Source organism: Micromonospora sp. SD19 (genome assembly GCF_054462275.1).
In genome coordinates this window covers 1309743-1325352 of the sequence record NZ_JBTLMN010000001.1, presented here as the reverse complement: position 1 = coordinate 1325352, position 15610 = coordinate 1309743, and the positions used below count along the sequence as shown (strand labels likewise).

The following is a 15610-nucleotide window of genomic DNA, read 5'->3' as shown; positions in this document are numbered from 1 at the left end:
TCAGCCCCGACCGCCGTAGACGGTGCGCCCCGAGTCGGTGACGTCCTTGCCGAGCCGGCGGGTCAGGTGCAGCCCTTCCAGTACGAACTCGACGGCGGCGGCAGCCTCCTCCGAGGTGGGCGCGTCACCCAGGCCGAGCCGGTCCAGGACCTTCGCCAAACCGGGCACGGTGCCGACCTGGCGCAACAGCTCAGCGGCGCTGACCAACTCGCCGGTCTCGATCTCGGCGCCGTCCTCGACCAGGGCGGTGAACCCGGACAGGTCCAACCCGGCGAGGTGGGCCCGGAACGTGTCGGCGGTCGCGGTACGCAGCAGGTGCGCGAGGACCTCGATCTCCCGGCCCTCCTCACCGCTCTCGAACTCGACCTTGCCGCGCAGCGTGCTGGTCACCGACACCGCGTCACCGACGCGGGCAACGGCGGCCTCGGGACGCCCGTCCGGGGTGCCGGAGGCGGCGAGCAGACCGGCGCGCCGCAGCGCGGCACCGGCGACCGTCTCGGCGGCGGCGATGGCGAACCGGGCGGAGACACCGGAGCGCGGGTCCACCGACGGCGACTCGCGCACGGCGCGGGCGAAGCGGGCCAGCACCTCCAGCACGTGCTCCGGCACCTCGGCGACCAGGTCCGCCTCCTGACGGATCAGCGCCAGCTCCAACTCCAGGTCGACCGGGTAGTGGGTGCGGATCTCCGCGCCGAACCGGTCCTTGAGGGGGGTGATGATCCGGCCCCGGTTGGTGTAGTCCTCCGGGTTGGCGCTGGCCACCAGGAGCAGGTCCAGTGGCAGCCGCAGCTGGTAGCCGCGAACCTGGATGTCCCGCTCCTCCAGCACGTTGAGCAGCGCCACCTGGATGCGCTCGGCCAGGTCGGGCAGCTCGTTGACGGCGAAGATGCCCCGGTTGGTGCGCGGCACCAACCCGAAGTGGATGGTTTCCGGGTCGCCGAGGGTACGACCCTGGGCGATGCGGATCGGGTCGACGTCACCGATCAGGTCGCCGACGCTGGTGTCCGGGGTGGCCAGCTTCTCGCCGTACCGCATCGAACGGTGCAGCCAGCCGATCGGCAGCTCGTCGCCGGCCTCGGCGACCTGGGCGCGGGACGCCGGGGTGAGCGGGTGCATCGGGTGCTCGTTGAGCACCGAGCCGGGCAGCACCGGGGTCCACTCGTCGAGCAAAGCGCCCAGCGAGCGGATCAGCCGGGTCTTGCCCTGGCCGCGCTCGCCGAGCAGCACCATGTCGTGCCCGGCGAGCAACGCCCGCTCGACCTCGGGCAGCACTGTGTCGTCATAGCCGACGATGCCGGGGAAACGGGTCTCGCCGGAGCGCATCCGGGCGAGGAGGTTGTCACGGAGTTCCTGCTTGACGGTGCGGTAGTGGTGACCGGCCGCCCGCAGCGCGCCGAGCGTGCCGGGCAGGTCGGCCGGTGGAACCGGGATTACCGGGGTAGGCGCAGTCACCCGACCCACGCTAGCTCACATTTTCCGCGGCAACGCTCGGCTAGGCAGGGCCGGACGGGGTGACGAAGCCGGACTCGTAGGCGGCGATGACCGCCTGCGTGCGGTCGCGGACGCCCAGCTTGGCCAGCACGTTGCCGACGTGCGTCTTGATCGTCTCCACCCCGACCACCAGGTGCGCGGCGATCTCCGGGTTGGACCGGCCGGTGGTCATCAACCGCAGCACCTCGGCCTCCCGGTCGGTGAGCCGGGCCCCGCGCAACCGGTCGCCGCCGGCCGGCCCGTACGCCCCGACCAGCTGGCGGATCGCGGCCGGGAAGAGCAGCGACTCACCGGCGGCGACCACCCGGACCGCCTCCACCACCTCGGCGGGCCGGGCCCGTTTGAGCAGGAACCCCGAGGCCCCGGCGCGCAGCGCCTCGTAGACGTACTCGTCGTTGGCGAACGTGGTGACCACCAGCACCCGTGGCGGGTCGGCGGAGGTGGCCAGCAGGTGCCGGGTGGCCTGGATGCCGTCGATGCCGGGCATCCGCACGTCCATCAGCACCACGTCGGGCCGGTGCCGGGCGACCAGCGGCGGCACCTCGGCCCCGTCGGCGGCTTCGGCGACCACCCGCAGGTCGGGTTGGGCGTCGATGATGGCCCGCAGCCCGATCCGGATCAGCTCGTCGTCGTCGACGACGAGGACGCCAGTGCTCATCGCGTCTCCTCGTAGGGCAGGCGGGCCCGGATCAGCCACCGGTCGCCGTCCGGGCCCACGGTGAGCCGGCCGCCGAGCAGCAGCACCCGCTCCCGCATGCCGTCCAGACCTCGACCGCCCCGCCCCAGCTGCGCCCGGACGGTGTGGCGCAGCGCGTTGACCAGCTCCAGCTCCAGCGCGTCCGAGTGCAGGTCCAGGCGGACAGTCACCGGCCCGTGGCCGTGCCGCGCGGCGTTCGTCAGTCCCTCCTGGACGATCCGGTAGCCCTCCCGGGAGACCACCGCGGGCACCCGGGTCGGGTCGCCGGCGCGATGCGCGTGCACGGCCAGGCCGGCTGCGCGGGCGTCGGTGACCAACCGGTCCAGGTCGGCGAGGGTACGCTGCGGCGCCACCACGGGCCGGTCGCGTCCGCCCTCCCGGAGCAGGCCGAGCACGTGGTCGAGGTCGTCCATCGCGTTGCGCCCGACGTCCTCGATGGCGGTGAGCGCCCGCCGGACGAACTCCGGGTCGGTGTCGAGGACCTCGCGGGCGGCCCCGGCCTGGAGGGTGGCCACCGTCAGCGCGTGACCGACCGAGTCGTGCAGCTCCCGGGCCAGCCGGTTGCGTTCGGCGAGCCGGCTGGCCTGCGCTTCGAGGGCGGCGATCCGCTCGGCCTGGGCCGGGCCGAGCAGCACCGGCGCCATGGATCCGGCGAGCGCGCCGAGCCCGGCGACGGCGTAGCCGAGGCCGACCAGCAGCAGCACCCCGGTCACTGTCAGCCAGCCGCTGTCCTGCCCGTCCAGCGGCCCGAACCGTTCCCGGCTGGTCAACTCTTCGCCGATGCCGAACTGCTGGGCGATGAACGCCAGCGCCATCGGCAGGGCGCTGAACAGCGCGATCCCCACCAGCGCGCCGACGATGAGGTGGGTGGCGATCCAGAGTGCGCTCCGCAGCCGGGTCTCCCGGTCACCGTGGTGCCCGGGCGCGGGTTCGGGCAGGTCGACGCCGAGCAGCGCCCGGACGGCGGCGATCTCCAACGCCCGGCTGCCGTCCAGCAACAACGGCACCACGGCGATCAACACCGCGATGACCAGCAGGACGTACGCCAGCGGGCGCGGGATCGTCGTATCGGCGAGCAGTTGGGCGAAGGTCACCGCGAGCAGCCCGTACGGCAGTGCCAGCACCCCGCCGAGCAGCAGGAACACGCCGCGTCGCCAGGTGGTGCCGGCGACCAGCGGGGCCAGCGCGGCTCGGATCGTCACCTCGCCATTCTGCGGCCGGGGCCGGTCCCGGCGACTCCCCCGCGTCGGGGAGATGTCAGCGGTGGTCGGCGACGTACTGCTGCGGGTCCTTGTCGCGGAACGGGAGGTTGCGACCGTTCTTGTGCTCGCCGTAGAAGGTCAGCCAGCGTTGGCCCAGCTCGGCGCGGAGTTCGGTGCTGGCGTGCCGGCGGAAGTCGGGCAGCGCCTCGTCCTCCTCCTCGGCCAGGTGCTCGCTGTTCTCCCGGCGGGCCGTGCCGACCGCCTCCCACCACTGATCCGAGCCGACCGGGTGCAGCTTCGCCTCGGCGATGGCGTCGCGGATCTTGTTGTGGTCGCCGATCGCGTCGGCCGTCTCGTCCTCGCCGTCGTCGCCGTGCTTGACCAGGTGCGGGTAGAGGATCGCCTCCTCCGCTTCGGCGTGGATGTCCAGGTGCAGGGCGAGGGCGTCCCAGATGGCGAGCATCTCCTGCTCGTCGCGGGCGTCGTCGAGGCGGGCGAAGCCGCGCCGGAACGCGGCGTGGTCGTCCAGGATCAGTGCGGTGATGTCGTCCACTGTGCTCACTTCTCGGTTGGTTTGGCGAACCGGGCGCGCAGCATCGCCGGCATCGCGGCGAGGCCGGTGATCGGCCGGAAGCGTTTTGCCGCCTCGGCCAGCGCCGTGTACTCGTCGTCGGCAAGGTCGATGTCGGCCGCGGCGGCGTTGCGTTCCATCTGCTCGACGCCGGACGCGCCGGGGATGGCGAGCACGTTCGGGTGGCGCAGCAGGTAGGCCAGCGCGATCTGGCTGGGAGTGGCGTCATGGGCGTCGGCGACCTGACGCACCGTGTCGATCAGCGCCGCGCCGCGTTCCAGGTTTTCCGGGAGGAAGTACGGGTTCGCCCGCCGGACCGCCCCGGTCGGTGGGTTCTTCGCGTCGTACCGGCCGGAGAGGAAGCCCTGTGCCAGCGGGCTGTACGCGATGACCACCCGGCCGGCCTGCCGCGCGTACGGCAGCAGGTCCTGTTCGGGCGCGCGGTCCAGCATGCTGTAGCGGACCTGGTTGGTGAGCACCCGACGGCCGAGCGCCGCCTCGGCGACCTGCCAGCGGCGCAGCCCGTAGTTGCTGACGCCGACCTCGCCGACCAGCCCGACGTCCTGCAGGACGCGCATGCCACGCATGGTGGTGTGGTCGCCGACGACCGGGTTGGGCTGGTGCACCTGGTAGAGGTCGATGCTGGTGACGCCGAGCCGGGCCGCCGAGGCGACCGCCCGCTGCTGCACCACCGCGGCCACCGGCAGCACGGGCAGGATCTTGCTGGCCACCACCACCCTCGGCCGGTCGTCGCCGAGGGCCGCGCCGAGGATGCGTTCGCTGCGCCCGAAGCCGTAGATCTCGGCGCTGTCGAAGACCGTCACGCCCAGCTCGACGGCCCGCCGGACGATCTGCGCCGCCTGCCGCTCGAAGTCCGGGCCGTATCCCCATTCCCGGGAGCCGAACTGCCAGGTGCCCAACCCGATCTTGGACAACGGTTTGGGGGTGTCGAGCGCAATGAAACGCATGGCGTCGAAACTACCCCGATGTCCCGGTTCACACGCCCGATCCCCGGCACCGTGCTCCGGAGTTAGGCTCATGATCGTGACCTATCTCGCCGCGGAAGACCGCTACGACACCATGACCTACCGACGCAGCGGACGCAGTGGGCTGCGGCTGCCCGCCGTCTCGCTCGGCCTGTGGCACAACTTCGGCCCGGACCGCCCGTTCGAACGGCAGCGCGACATCGTTCGCCGCGCCTTCGACCTCGGCGTCACCCACTTCGACCTGGCCAACAACTACGGCCCGCCGCCCGGCTCGGCGGAGGAGAACTTCGGCCGGATGCTCGCCACGGACCTGAAGTCGTACCGGGACGAGCTGGTCATCTCCAGCAAGGCCGGGTACCTGATGTGGCCCGGCCCGTACGGCGAGTGGGGCTCGCGCAAGAACCTCATCTCATCGCTGGACCAGTCGCTGGGCCGGATGGGGCTGGACTACGTCGACATCTTCTACTCGCACCGGTTCGACCCGGACACTCCGCTCGAGGAGACGATGGGGGCGCTCGACGCGATCGTCCGCTCCGGCAAGGCGCTCTACGTCGGCATCTCGAACTACAACTCGGAGCAGACCGCGCGGGCCGCCGCGATCCTGGGCGAACTGGGTACGCCGCTGCTGATCAACCAGCCGTCGTACTCGATGCTCAACCGCTGGACCGAGTCCGACGGCCTGCTCGACACGCTGGAGCGGGTCGGCGCTGGCTGCATCGCGTACAGCCCGTTGGCGCAGGGCCTGCTGACCGACCGTTACCTGGGTGGCATCCCGGCCGACTCGCGGGTGCGCACCAGCGTCTTCCTCAACGAGAGCGACCTCAGCGAGGAGAAGATGGCCACCATCCGTGCCCTCGGCGCGATCGCCGAGCGGCGCGGCCAGTCCCTCGCGCAGCTCGCGTTGGCCTGGGCGCTGCGTGACCCGCGGATGACCAGCCTGATCATCGGGGCGAGCAGCGTCGAGCAGTTGGAGACGAACATCGCCGCGCTGGACAACCTCGACTTCACCGCCGACGAGTTGGCCGAGATCGAACAGCACCTGGGCTGAGCACCGCCGAGCTTCGGGCGGGTCGGGTCACCAGATCCGACGCCGCCCGGCCCGGTGGTTGCGTACCTCGCACTGGCGTCCCACCGGTGCGGGGGCACCGCGACGCCGCCGGCTCGCGCCGATCAGCAGCAGCAGAACCACCACGACGGCGGCACCGGCCAGCACTGGCCACCGGCCGCCGAGGTCGGTCACCGCCGCCACCGGCACGCCCGGGTCGGCCGCCGCCGCCACCGCCGACCCGGTGGCGGCTGGCGCACTCGCAGCGGTACGCGGCGCGCTCTTCGGTGCGGCGGCCTTCGGCGGCGAGCCGGTGGCCTTGGCACCCCGGAACACCACGTCCGAGCAGGAGTAGTAGGTGTCCGGGGTGTTGGAGTTCTGCCAGATCGTGTAGATCAGGTGTCGGCCGCTGCGACCCGCCGGCAGCCGACCCGCCAACTGGTACGCCCCGGCGCGCACCGGCGGGTCGGTCCGGGTCAGAAACGGGCGCGACTCCAGGTCCGCCCAGGTCAGCTTCTTGCGGGGGTCGTAGTCGGGCTTGGTGACGTAGAGCCGGAAGGTGCCCCGGTGCTCGATGGTGGTCCGGTACCGGAAGGTGAACGTGGCACCGGTGGTCAGTTCGGTGCTCGGCCAGTCGGTGCGGGGCAGGTCCAGTCCCCGGTACGCGGACAGCCCACCACTGCACAGCTCACCGTCCGGGATCCGTTCCCGGTCTCGCCCGTTGATAGCGGCAACGCGTACGTTGTCCCACTCACGCACGGCCGCGCCGGCTTCGATCGCCGCCCGGCAGGCGCTGGTGGCCGCGTACCGGCCCTCGGGGCCGCAGGCCGCCGCGCGACTGACCGGGTCGGTCGGCGCACCGTGGGCGGCGGCGGGCGTGGCAGCCAGCGGCACTGTCGCGGCAGCGACCAGCACAGTGGCGAGGAGCCGGCGTACGGGCATGAGGACGACCTCCACCCACTGGTACGGCCGGTGGCCGGCAAAGGTTCGACGCTGACCGGTCGGGAATCCCGCAGGCGGGTGTGGCGTTTCGATACTCGGAACCGCTTGCACCGAGGAGGCAGAGATGAAGGTACGTAGCTCGTTGCGTGCGCTCAAGCAGAAGCCGGGTTCGGTTGTGGTCCGCCGCCGTGGCCGCACGGTCGTGGTGAACCGCGCCAACCCGCAGTGGAAGAGCCGCCAGGGCTGACAGCGCCCCAGCCGGACATACAGTCGACAACCGCCCCTGACCGGATCATCCGGTCAGGGGCGGTCTGCGTGTCCGCACAGATGGCCGGGGCGACCTCCACCGCCCTCGTTACGGGCGGCGATGGCACAGCACGTCGACTAGGGTCCTCCGGGAGGCCGCCCCCCAGGAGGAGGAACCCGTGTTCATCTTGGAGCTGTCCTTCGGCGAAGAACCCAACCGGCTCGCCGCCCGGCCGGCACACCGGGAGCGTCTCCAGGCCCTGCACCGTGACGGCAAAGTGGTGCTGGCCGGGCCGTTCCCCGACGACTCCGGAGCACTGCTGATCTTCGACGTCCCGGACGCCGCGGCGCTCGCCGCGATCGTCGCCGAGGACCCCTATTACCGCACTCCCGGCGTGACGATCACCAGCCAGCGGGAGTGGTCACCGATCATCCGCTAGGCGTACGAGAGAGCAGACCGCAGAAAAAGATCAGCGGCCTAGCGGATGATCTCCGACTAAGCCGCTGACCTGCGGTCCAACAAGGTGGAGCCGAGGGGACTCGAACCCCTGACCCCCACACTGCCAGTGTGGTGCGCTACCAGCTGCGCCACGGCCCCTTGCTGTTGTCCCGGTCGCCCGGGCACTGGGAAACTATACACAGACCCGCTCGCATGGTCATCTCGCGGGGTCCCCCGCCACAGCCGGGTCAGTTGAGCGCCACGTCCGGCGGGAAGTGCGCGACGGCGGCCATCATCCCGCCCTGCCGGCGCAGCACCATCGGCCACAGGTCGTCGGGCCGGTCGACGAAGGCGTCCCCGGGCAGCCCGTCCAGCACGAACCAGGACCCGTCGGCGATCTCCTGCTCCAACTGGCCGCTGCCCCAGCCGGAGTAGCCGGCGAAGACCCGGATGCCACCGATGCTCTCCCGCAACCGCTCCGGGTCGACCGAGAGGTCGATCGTGCCGACCGCCCCGGACACCTGGTGGAAGCCCTTCAGCCGACGCATCGGGTGGCGCATCCGGGCGAGGCAGATCGCCGAGTCGGGCTGCACCGGGCCACCCTCGAAGAGCACCGCCGGGTGGCGGGCCAGGTCACTCCAGTCACCGAGCACGTCGGCTACCGGCACCTCGGTGGCCCGGTTCAGCACCACGCCGAGCGCGCCGCCCGGCTCGTGGGCGACGAGCAGCACCACCGTACGGTCGAAGTTGGGGTCCTTGAGCGCCGGAGTCGCGACCAGCAGCCGCCCGGTCATCGACTCCATCGCTCGTCCGCCGATCGCCTGGCCCTCTCCCTGCATGCCACACACCCGTCAACCGTGAGCCCGGCCCGGGGGCCGGTCCTCGACCGGATCCGCCCGGCGCATCGGGTTCCGCCGCGCTGTCAACGCCATGCCTGGCACCATAGCTTGCGTGCTGGGTGCTGGCTAAGGTCTGACCGGCGGGTGATCAGACAGTTGAGACGAAGGGCCGATGCACCGGTTGGCAGACCTCCCGGCGATCGACCGTTCCGGAGCACCGACCGCTGAGAAAAGCCCGAAAGGTCCGTCACATCCCGATAGATTCGGCTGATCGGGAGGGCGATCACGGTTGTCCCTGCCCGCGACACGGAGGCGGGTGGCGATGGCAACTGTCCGGGACGCGACGTACGACGTGCTCCGCACCCTCGGCCTGACCACCGTCTTCGGCAACCCCGGCTCCACCGAGGAGCCGTTCCTCCAGGACTTCCCGGCCGACTTCCACTACGTCCACGCGCTGCACGAGGCGACGGCCGTGGCGATGGCCGACGGCTACGCCCAGGCCGCCGGAGTGCCCGCCCACGTCAACCTGCACACCGCCCCCGGCACCGGCAACGGCATGGGCAACCTGGTCACCGCCTGGCACAACAAGACCCCGCTGATCGTCACCGCCGGCCAACAGACCCGGGAGATGCTGCTCCTCGAACCCCGGCTGGCCAACCGCCGGCCCACCGAACTCCCGCAGCCGTACGTGAAGTGGGCCTACGAGCCGGCGCGGGCGCAGGACATCCCGGCGGCCATGCTGCGGGCGTACGCGACCGCGGTGCAGCCACCGGCCGGGCCGGTCTTCCTCTCCCTACCGATGGACGACTGGGCCCAGCCAGCCGACCCGCCGCCCGCGCCGCGAACGGTGGCCACCCGGTTCGCACCAGACCCGCAGCGGTTGGCGGAGTTCGTCACGGTGCTGGCCGGCAGCCGCAACCCGGCGCTCGTGTACGGGCCGGGGGTGGACCGCTCGGCGAGTTGGTCGGCCGCGGTGGCGCTGGCGGAACGGCTCGCCGCGCCGGTCTGGTCGGCCCCCGCCACCGAGCGGGCCGTCTTCCCCGAGGACCACCCGCACTTCCGTGGCGTGCTGCCGTACGCGATCGGTCCGCTCGCCGAGGCGCTGCGCGGACACGACACGGTGCTGGTCGTCGGCGCCCCGGTCTTCCGCTACTACCCGTACGTGCCGGGCGGGCACCTGCCCGACGGCGCCCGCCTGCTGCACGTCACTGACGACCCGGACGAGGCCGCCCGAGCCCCGGTCGGTGACAGTCTGCTCAGTGACCCGGGGCTGGCCCTGGACGCGCTGGTCGAACGGGTGCCGCCGAGTGACCGGCCGGCGCCCGCACGACGGGACACACCACCACCGCCCGAGGTCGGCACCCCACTGAGCGCCGATGCCCTGTTCGCCGCGCTGGCCGCGCACTGGCCGACCGACGCCGTGCTGGTGCAGGAGTCACCGTCCAACCTGTCCGCACTGCGCCGTCAGCTGCGGATCACCCGCCCGGCGTCGTACTTCACCATGGCCAGCGGCGGCCTCGGCTACGGGCTGCCGGCGGCAATCGGCGTCGCCCTGGCCGAGCGGGACACCGGGCGCGGTCGCCCGGTGGTGGCGGTGGTCGGCGACGGCTCGTTCCACTACTCGGTGCAGGCGCTGTGGACGGCCGCGCGCCTGGCACTGCCCGTGGTGGTCGTCGTCCCGGTCAACCAGCAGTACGCCATCCTCAAGGCGTTCGCCGAGCTGAAGCACACTCCCGGGGTGCCCGGCCTGGACCTGCCGGGTCTGGACATCGTCGCGATCGCGGCCGGCTACGGCTGCGCCACGGAGGTGGTGGAGACCCCCGATCAGCTCGGCGCGGCGCTCACCGCCGGGCTGGGCGCCGACCGTCCCACGGTTGTGCCGGTGCCGATCAGCACGGACGTGCCCAGCATCCTCTGAACCGGGTCGTTCAGCGCGATGCGATCGACAGTGGGGCGCCGGTGTGGACATCCAGCACCGGCCGGGCACCCAGCGGCGTCGCGAGGGTGACGGTGACCGGCTCCAGTTTCAGCAGTGCGATGCATTCGCCGGTGGCCCGGGTGACGCGACCACCGACCACCACGACGTCCGGCCGTTCCCACACCAACGGGGTGATCCCGGTGTCGCACGCGCCGACGCCGAGCCGCACTGTCAGCCGGGTGTCGTCGACGGCCGCCAGGTCCTGGGCCGCCACCAACCCGTCCGGCAGGGGGCGGGCCGGCGCGGTGGGCTCGGGAACCCTGGTGACCGCGGTGGGCGCGACGGCGAGCCGGGCCACCCGGGCGGTCAGCTCCTCGATGGTGAACAGCCAGGCCGGGACCTGCGCCACACCGCGGCTCGTGCGGACCGGCACGGTGTCGAACGTGACAGCGGTGACGGTGAGCGGGAGACAGGCGGTCTGCGTGCTGCTCGTCACCCACCCGTCCGGCCCTGGTTCGACGGTGGGGCCGCCGGGGGTGGGCAGACCTGGCTGCTTCGGCCGTCCCGGGCAGGGCAGCGGGTCACCCGTGTCGAGCTGCCGGTACGCCTCGGCGGCGCTGATCAACGGCAGCGTCAGCCGTCCGTCCGGGAACCGGATCTCGCCACCGACCCGGGTGGGCGGTATCGCCACCTGCGCGCGGTACCACCCGGCCCGGAAGGCCGCCTCGGTGTCGGGGGTGAAGCCCGGGTCGCCGGTGAGCAGTGTCGGCCCCTCCAACGGCACGTAGGCGGTGCGCCAGTCGGGGCCTGGCCGCCACGCCTCGGCGACCTGAGCGGCCCGCTGGTCGAACGCCTCGGCGTCGCGCGCCGGGCTGGGTGGGGCGTCGGCCGGACCGGTGTCGGTCGCGGCGCAGCCCGCCGTGAGCAGCAATGGGAGTACGAGCAGCACTGCGAGTCGACGCATGTGCGGTTCGACGCGCCCGCCGACCGGCCGGTTCCCTCAGGTCTCGCCGCCCAGGTCCGTCTGGTACGCCTCCCAGAGCAGGTCGGCGCCGCGCCGCCGATGCCGGGCCAATTTCCGCAGCAGGTGCCCGACCCGGTGCCGCAGCTCGTCGGGGTGCGCCTCGGGCCGCTCGGCGATCTGCTGCGCCGCCAGGATCGCGGCGACGATCGCCGCGTGCTCCCGGGTCAGCAGCCGCACGCCGTGGTCCAGTCGCGGCGACTGGGTGAGCAACTCCCGGTAGAGGCCGCTGGGGCCCTCGGTGGCTCGGACGTGCTCGGCGAAACCCTGGCGCACCGGACGCAGTCGAAGAAGAACAGCTTCGCGCCAGCGCGGCGCGGTGCTGGCGACCGCGACGGCCCGGCCGAGGGCGTGCACGTCACCGGCGAGGCCGGCGGGGCGCGGCTCGCCGGGTAGACCGAGGGGAGGTGGATCGGCGGGACGCCCCACCTGATGCGCGACGCGCGGTCGGGCGACGAGTGACGGCTGCTGGATCGGACCGGTGACCATGGCACCTCCCGCGCGGCGCTGCTACCCCATACCGCGATGGTGAGCCTGCCCGACCCGCCCTGTCCAGGGCCCCGGATCGCCTCATCTGCCGCGTTAAACCCACTGACCCCACCAGCCGCAGCAGTACCGCTTCCGCAGCCCTCACGACCCGTCTGGACGAACCCGCCTCAGTCGGTCCAGCGGCGCTCTGCCAGGCGGCGCAGGTGGTCGGCCACCGCACGGGTGTCGTCGTCCCGCCCGTCGCCCCCTCGGCCCGCCGTCATCGCCTCGGCCAGCGCCCGCAGCTCTGTCGGCGGCAGGCTGGGCAGCCCCATGCCGCGCAGTGGGATGGTGACCCCTCGCGTACCGGCCGGGTCGGTGGCGAGAATCGCCCGCATCTGCGGCCCGCCGGCCGGGTCGACGTCGCCCGCGTCGCGGTACGACGTCCCGCCCGCCTCGATCCGGGCGGTGGCGAGGTCGACGGTGCGGGTGCGCAGCGCCCCGCGTACCCGCGCGCGGCTGCCGTCCAGCCAGGCGGCCGTACGGAGCACCCGTAACACGAGGTAGAGGCCGAGCAGCACGAAGGGCAGACCACACAGGCCGATGAGCGGGCTGGGACCGGACTGGTTCGGGTCAGCGGAGTCCCGGAGCCCCGGTGGCAGCAGCCCCGGCGGCAGGTCGCGAGCCTCCTCATAGGAGGCGAACGCGTCACCCGGTCCGGTCAGCCGGCGCAGCAGCCCGTCGGCGACGAGGGGCAGCACCACGAACGCCGCGCCGATGGCGGCGACGAGGACGCCGGCGACCACCGCCACGACCCGCTGGCCGGGTGACGCGCCGACCGACAGGCGCAGCTCTCGGTTGGTCACAGGGGGCAGCGTAAGACCCCGTCGACACAACGAAGCGCCCCGGCCGGTGGCCGGGGCGCTTCGTTCGAGGTGGTGGAGGTGCCGGGAATCGAACCCGGGTCCTTCGCCGGTTTGTCAGGGCTTCTCCGAGCGCAGCTCGCTGTGCCTCTACTCGGCCCCACCGCTCACGCGAGCAAGTTGGTGTGACGGGCCCAGTCGCTGATTAATCTCGCCGCACGGACCCCGCGACCGGGTCCGATTGGCCAGCCTCCTAGCTGATGCCGGCTACTGGGACGAAGGCGTTCCCAGGCCGACAGACTTAGCTACTCGCCTCAGGCGGCGAGAGCGAAGTCAGCGCGATTTTGCTTGGCGCTTATAAGTTTCCGACGACCGATTCTCGAGACGACGTCGGCTTCCTCGGCTCGCTTCCCCTGTCGCTGCGTACGAAGTCGAAACCAGTCACCCCCTCGACAGGCCGCCGATGTGGCGGCACTGACAAGACTAACGCCTGGCGCAACAGCTTTCATCCCGAGCCCCGGGCCGACGCAGCGACCCGGACAAACAGGATGAACTAGTCGTCCATTCCCTTGCCTCGTCGACCCGACACCCGGGCGATCTCCCGGTCCGCGTCGCGCTTGGCGAGGTCCTGACGCTTGTCGTACGACTTCTTACCCTTGGCCAGCGCGATCTCGACCTTGGCCCAGCCGTCCGAGAAGTAGACCTGCAACGGGACGATGGTGAAACCACCCTCGCGGGTCTTGCCGACGAGCTTGTCGATCTCGCCCCGGTTGAGCAACAGTTTGCGGGTACGCCGGGGCTCATGGTTGGTCCAGGTGCCCTGGGTGTACTCCGGAATGTGCATCGCGTGCAGGTACAACTCGCCGTCACGTTCCTGCGCGAACGCGTCGACGAGCGACGCCCGCCCGGCCCGCAGCGACTTGACCTCGGTGCCGGTCAGCGCCATGCCCGCCTCGTACGTGTCGAGGATCGCGTAGTCGTGGCGCGCCTTCTTGTTGGAGGCGACCACCTTGCGCCCCTTTTCCCGTGGCATCGGTGCCACCTCCTCTCCCTCGTCCGCGGCCGGTTCACCCGGCCGGACAACCGATCATGCTACCCGAGTGGAAGGACCCTCCCGCGCCGTTTATTTCCGGCTGCGGGAGGGTCCTCGGAAGACCACGGGACGACCCGTACGGTGCCTAGACCCGCAGGTAGAAGCGCAGGGTGATCCAGGCGGTGGCGGCGCTGACCAGACCACCGACGCCAGCCATCAGCGGGAAGATGAACAGGATGTCGCCCCAGGTGATCGGCGAGAGCAGACCCTGCAACGCGCTCAACGACCCGTCGAAGAGCAGATACTTCGCCGCGACCAGGGCCACCAGACCGAGCAGTGAACCGATCAGGCCGGCCACCACGGCCTCCAGCACGAACGGCGCCTGGATGAACCAGTTGGACGCGCCGACCAGCTTCATGACCGCCACCTCACGCCGCTTGCTGTACGCGGCCACCTGAATGGTGTTCGCGACGAGCAGCAGGGCGGCGATCGCCATCACGATGGCGGCGGCCAGGGCGATGTTCTGGATCGAGGTGAGGATGTTGAAGATCTTGTCGAGCAGTCGACTCTGGTCGATGATCTCCTCGACGCCCGCCGTGTCCTTGTACTGGTCGTAGACGTCCTTGTACTGCTCCGGGTTGTTCAGCTTGAGCCGGAACGCCTCGGGCAGCTGGTCGGGCTTGACCGCGTTCACCAGGTCCGGCGCGTCCTGGTACATCTCCTTGAAGCGCTTGTACGCCTCGTCCTTGTTGACGTAGAGGACATCCTTGACCAGGGGGTCGCTGTCGAGCTTGGTCTGCAGGTCAGTGCGTTCCTGCTCGGTCACCTCCTGGGTCAAGAAGATCGAGACTTCGATGTTCTTGTAGTAGAGGTCCTTCATGTCGTCGACCTGGCGGTACATGAGACCGCTGGCGCCGAGCATGGTCAGCGAGACCGCCATCGTGATGATCATCGCGATGGACATGGTCACGTTGCGCCACAGTCCGACCAGTACCTCGGACAGGACGTATTTCACGCGCATCGGGATTTCCTCCGGGTCTCCGGCATGAGGTGTTCGTCGTCAGGCTGCGCAGGGGTGGAGCGCCGGCTCACCCGTAGACGCCGCGGGCCTGGTCACGCACGATGCGACCGCTCTCAATCTCAACGACGCGGCGGCGCATCTGGTTCACGATGTTGGAGTCGTGGGTGACCATCACGACGGTCGTGCCGGTGCGATTGATCCGGTCCAGCAGACGCATGATCTCGATCGAGGTGTCCGGGTCCAGGTTTCCGGTGGGCTCGTCCGCGAGAAGGATCAGCGGACGGTTCACGAACGCCCGGGCGACGGCGACCCGCTGCTGCTCACCACCGGAGAGCTCGTGCGGGTAGCGGTGCTCCTTGCCACCGAGCCCGACCAGCTCCAGCACCTCCGGCACGACGCGGCGGGCAACCGCCTTCGTCTTGCCGATCACCTCGAGAGCGAACGCCACGTTCTCGTAGGCGGTGCGGTTCGGCAGCAGCCGGAAGTCCTGGAAGACGCAGCCGATCGAGCGCCGGAAGTGGGGTCGCTTCCAGGACCGCATCGACGTGACGTCCTTGCCGTTCACCACGACGCGGCCCTTGTTGGGGGCCACCTCGTGCAGCAGCATCTTGATGATCGTGGACTTGCCGGAGCCGGATGGACCGATGAAGAAGACGAACTCGCCCTTCTCGATCGAGACGGACACGTTGTCGAGCGAAGGCCGGGACGCCTTCGGGTACGTCTTCGTCACTTGCTCAAGCTGAATCACGGGTGGTGAGTCTACGCGGTGTAACAACTGAGCCAAGCCCCACGCCCCGCCGATCCGGCACGAGTCGTCGAATCAGGCTC

Annotated in this window: 17 protein-coding genes, 1 tRNA gene and 1 other RNA gene; 4 read left to right on the top strand and 15 right to left on the bottom strand. The window is 71.1% G+C overall.

Translation table 11 applies throughout. The annotated features are described in order from the left end of the window. From ACX27O_RS06155 to ACX27O_RS06135, 5 genes are read right to left on the bottom strand one after another with little or no spacing between them, the layout of a single operon-like run. Positions 1 to 1461 carry a sigma 54-interacting transcriptional regulator gene (locus tag ACX27O_RS06155; RefSeq protein WP_210865091.1) on the bottom strand — a complete coding sequence of 487 codons (1461 nt, stop codon included), beginning with the start codon at positions 1459 to 1461 and terminating at the stop codon, positions 1 to 3. 31 nt (positions 1462 to 1492) lie between these two features. Further along, on the bottom strand, positions 1493 to 2149 hold the full coding sequence (locus tag ACX27O_RS06150) for a response regulator transcription factor (RefSeq protein WP_210865090.1): 657 nt from the start codon (positions 2147 to 2149) through the stop codon (positions 1493 to 1495). Next, positions 2146 to 3390: a sensor histidine kinase gene (locus ACX27O_RS06145; RefSeq protein ID WP_400447074.1), complete on the bottom strand. Its 1245-nt coding sequence runs from the start codon at positions 3388 to 3390 to the stop codon at positions 2146 to 2148. The genes ACX27O_RS06150 and ACX27O_RS06145 overlap by 4 nt, the downstream gene beginning before the upstream one ends. A 55-nt stretch (positions 3391 to 3445) precedes the next feature. Then, positions 3446 to 3952, bottom strand: a complete 507-nt coding sequence (locus tag ACX27O_RS06140) for a hemerythrin domain-containing protein (protein WP_112582361.1) — start codon at positions 3950 to 3952, stop codon at positions 3446 to 3448. Continuing rightward, positions 3949 to 4929 carry an aldo/keto reductase gene (locus ACX27O_RS06135; RefSeq protein WP_210865088.1) on the bottom strand — a complete coding sequence of 327 codons (981 nt, stop codon included), beginning with the start codon at positions 4927 to 4929 and terminating at the stop codon, positions 3949 to 3951. Before ACX27O_RS06135 ends, ACX27O_RS06140 begins: the two co-directional genes overlap by 4 nt. A gap of 70 nt (positions 4930 to 4999) precedes the next feature. Between ACX27O_RS06135 and mgrA the strand changes: the two genes are divergently transcribed. After that, on the top strand, positions 5000 to 5995 hold the full coding sequence (gene mgrA, locus ACX27O_RS06130; protein ID WP_357638245.1) for an L-glyceraldehyde 3-phosphate reductase: 996 nt from the start codon (positions 5000 to 5002) through the stop codon (positions 5993 to 5995). A gap of 27 nt (positions 5996 to 6022) precedes the next feature. On the opposite strand, the gene ACX27O_RS06125 is transcribed toward mgrA, so the two are convergent. Continuing rightward, positions 6023 to 6934 (bottom strand): lytic polysaccharide monooxygenase auxiliary activity family 9 protein, encoded by a 912-nt coding sequence (locus ACX27O_RS06125; RefSeq protein ID WP_210865087.1) that lies wholly within the window; start codon positions 6932 to 6934, stop codon positions 6023 to 6025. A gap of 124 nt (positions 6935 to 7058) precedes the next feature. Here ACX27O_RS06125 and ACX27O_RS06120 point away from each other — a divergent pair, with 124 nt between their 5' ends. Further along, positions 7059 to 7181, top strand: coding sequence for a 50S ribosomal protein L36 (locus ACX27O_RS06120; RefSeq protein ID WP_030331473.1), 123 nt, complete (start codon positions 7059 to 7061; stop codon positions 7179 to 7181). A gap of 178 nt (positions 7182 to 7359) precedes the next feature. Next, on the top strand, positions 7360 to 7620 hold the full coding sequence (locus tag ACX27O_RS06115; protein WP_458939035.1) for a YciI family protein: 261 nt from the start codon (positions 7360 to 7362) through the stop codon (positions 7618 to 7620). Between the two features lie 85 nt (positions 7621 to 7705). On the opposite strand, the gene ACX27O_RS06110 is transcribed toward ACX27O_RS06115, so the two are convergent. After that, positions 7706 to 7778 (bottom strand) — tRNA-Ala (locus ACX27O_RS06110). Between the two features lie 89 nt (positions 7779 to 7867). Continuing rightward, positions 7868 to 8458: a YqgE/AlgH family protein gene (locus ACX27O_RS06105; protein WP_030331478.1), complete on the bottom strand. Its 591-nt coding sequence runs from the start codon at positions 8456 to 8458 to the stop codon at positions 7868 to 7870. A 322-nt stretch (positions 8459 to 8780) separates the two neighbouring features. Between ACX27O_RS06105 and mdlC the strand changes: the two genes are divergently transcribed. Beyond that, the gene (gene mdlC, locus ACX27O_RS06100) at positions 8781 to 10376 is read left to right on the top strand and encodes a benzoylformate decarboxylase (RefSeq protein WP_030331480.1); all 1596 of its coding nucleotides are present in this window, start codon (positions 8781 to 8783) and stop codon (positions 10374 to 10376) included. A gap of 10 nt (positions 10377 to 10386) precedes the next feature. Here mdlC and ACX27O_RS06095 read toward each other — a convergent pair whose 3' ends face one another. The 7 genes from ACX27O_RS06095 to ftsE all read right to left on the bottom strand — a co-directional run bounded on the left by ACX27O_RS06095 (position 10387) and on the right by ftsE (position 15530). Next, on the bottom strand, positions 10387 to 11340 hold the full coding sequence (locus ACX27O_RS06095; RefSeq protein ID WP_458939034.1) for a hypothetical protein: 954 nt from the start codon (positions 11338 to 11340) through the stop codon (positions 10387 to 10389). Between the two features lie 36 nt (positions 11341 to 11376). After that, on the bottom strand, positions 11377 to 11886 hold the full coding sequence (locus tag ACX27O_RS06090) for a hypothetical protein (RefSeq protein ID WP_081883810.1): 510 nt from the start codon (positions 11884 to 11886) through the stop codon (positions 11377 to 11379). A gap of 167 nt (positions 11887 to 12053) precedes the next feature. After that, complete coding sequence (locus ACX27O_RS06085) at positions 12054 to 12731, bottom strand: hypothetical protein (protein ID WP_458939033.1); 678 nt, start codon at positions 12729 to 12731, stop codon at positions 12054 to 12056. Positions 12732 to 12801: 70 nt separating this feature from the next. Continuing rightward, positions 12802 to 13177: a transfer-messenger RNA gene (ssrA, locus tag ACX27O_RS06080) on the bottom strand. A gap of 104 nt (positions 13178 to 13281) precedes the next feature. After that, positions 13282 to 13761, bottom strand: coding sequence for an SsrA-binding protein SmpB (gene smpB, locus ACX27O_RS06075; RefSeq protein WP_030331487.1), 480 nt, complete (start codon positions 13759 to 13761; stop codon positions 13282 to 13284). A 145-nt stretch (positions 13762 to 13906) separates the two neighbouring features. Next, complete coding sequence (ftsX, locus tag ACX27O_RS06070; RefSeq protein WP_357593001.1) at positions 13907 to 14782, bottom strand: permease-like cell division protein FtsX; 876 nt, start codon at positions 14780 to 14782, stop codon at positions 13907 to 13909. Between the two features lie 67 nt (positions 14783 to 14849). After that, the gene (gene ftsE, locus ACX27O_RS06065) at positions 14850 to 15530 is read right to left on the bottom strand and encodes a cell division ATP-binding protein FtsE (protein ID WP_030331491.1); all 681 of its coding nucleotides are present in this window, start codon (positions 15528 to 15530) and stop codon (positions 14850 to 14852) included. Between the last annotated feature and the right edge of the window lie 80 nt (positions 15531 to 15610).

What these genes read in the sequence shown, in the direction of transcription:
- ACX27O_RS06150 (WP_210865090.1), bottom strand. Translation starts at nt 2,149, where the DNA reads ATGAGCACTGGCGTCCTCGTCGTCGACGACGACGAGCTGATCCGGATC.
- ACX27O_RS06135 (WP_210865088.1), bottom strand. Translation starts at nt 4,929, where the DNA reads ATGCGTTTCATTGCGCTCGACACCCCCAAACCGTTGTCCAAGATCGGG.
- mgrA (WP_357638245.1), top strand. Translation starts at nt 5,000, where the DNA reads ATGATCGTGACCTATCTCGCCGCGGAAGACCGCTACGACACCATGACC.
- ACX27O_RS06125 (WP_210865087.1), bottom strand. Translation starts at nt 6,934, where the DNA reads ATGCCCGTACGCCGGCTCCTCGCCACTGTGCTGGTCGCTGCCGCGACA.
- ACX27O_RS06120 (WP_030331473.1), top strand. Translation starts at nt 7,059, where the DNA reads ATGAAGGTACGTAGCTCGTTGCGTGCGCTCAAGCAGAAGCCGGGTTCG.
- ACX27O_RS06105 (WP_030331478.1), bottom strand. Translation starts at nt 8,458, where the DNA reads ATGCAGGGAGAGGGCCAGGCGATCGGCGGACGAGCGATGGAGTCGATG.
- mdlC (WP_030331480.1), top strand. Translation starts at nt 8,781, where the DNA reads ATGGCAACTGTCCGGGACGCGACGTACGACGTGCTCCGCACCCTCGGC.
- ACX27O_RS06095 (WP_458939034.1), bottom strand. Translation starts at nt 11,340, where the DNA reads ATGCGTCGACTCGCAGTGCTGCTCGTACTCCCATTGCTGCTCACGGCG.
- ACX27O_RS06090 (WP_081883810.1), bottom strand. Translation starts at nt 11,886, where the DNA reads ATGGTCACCGGTCCGATCCAGCAGCCGTCACTCGTCGCCCGACCGCGC.
- smpB (WP_030331487.1), bottom strand. Translation starts at nt 13,761, where the DNA reads ATGCCACGGGAAAAGGGGCGCAAGGTGGTCGCCTCCAACAAGAAGGCG.
- ftsX (WP_357593001.1), bottom strand. Translation starts at nt 14,782, where the DNA reads ATGCGCGTGAAATACGTCCTGTCCGAGGTACTGGTCGGACTGTGGCGC.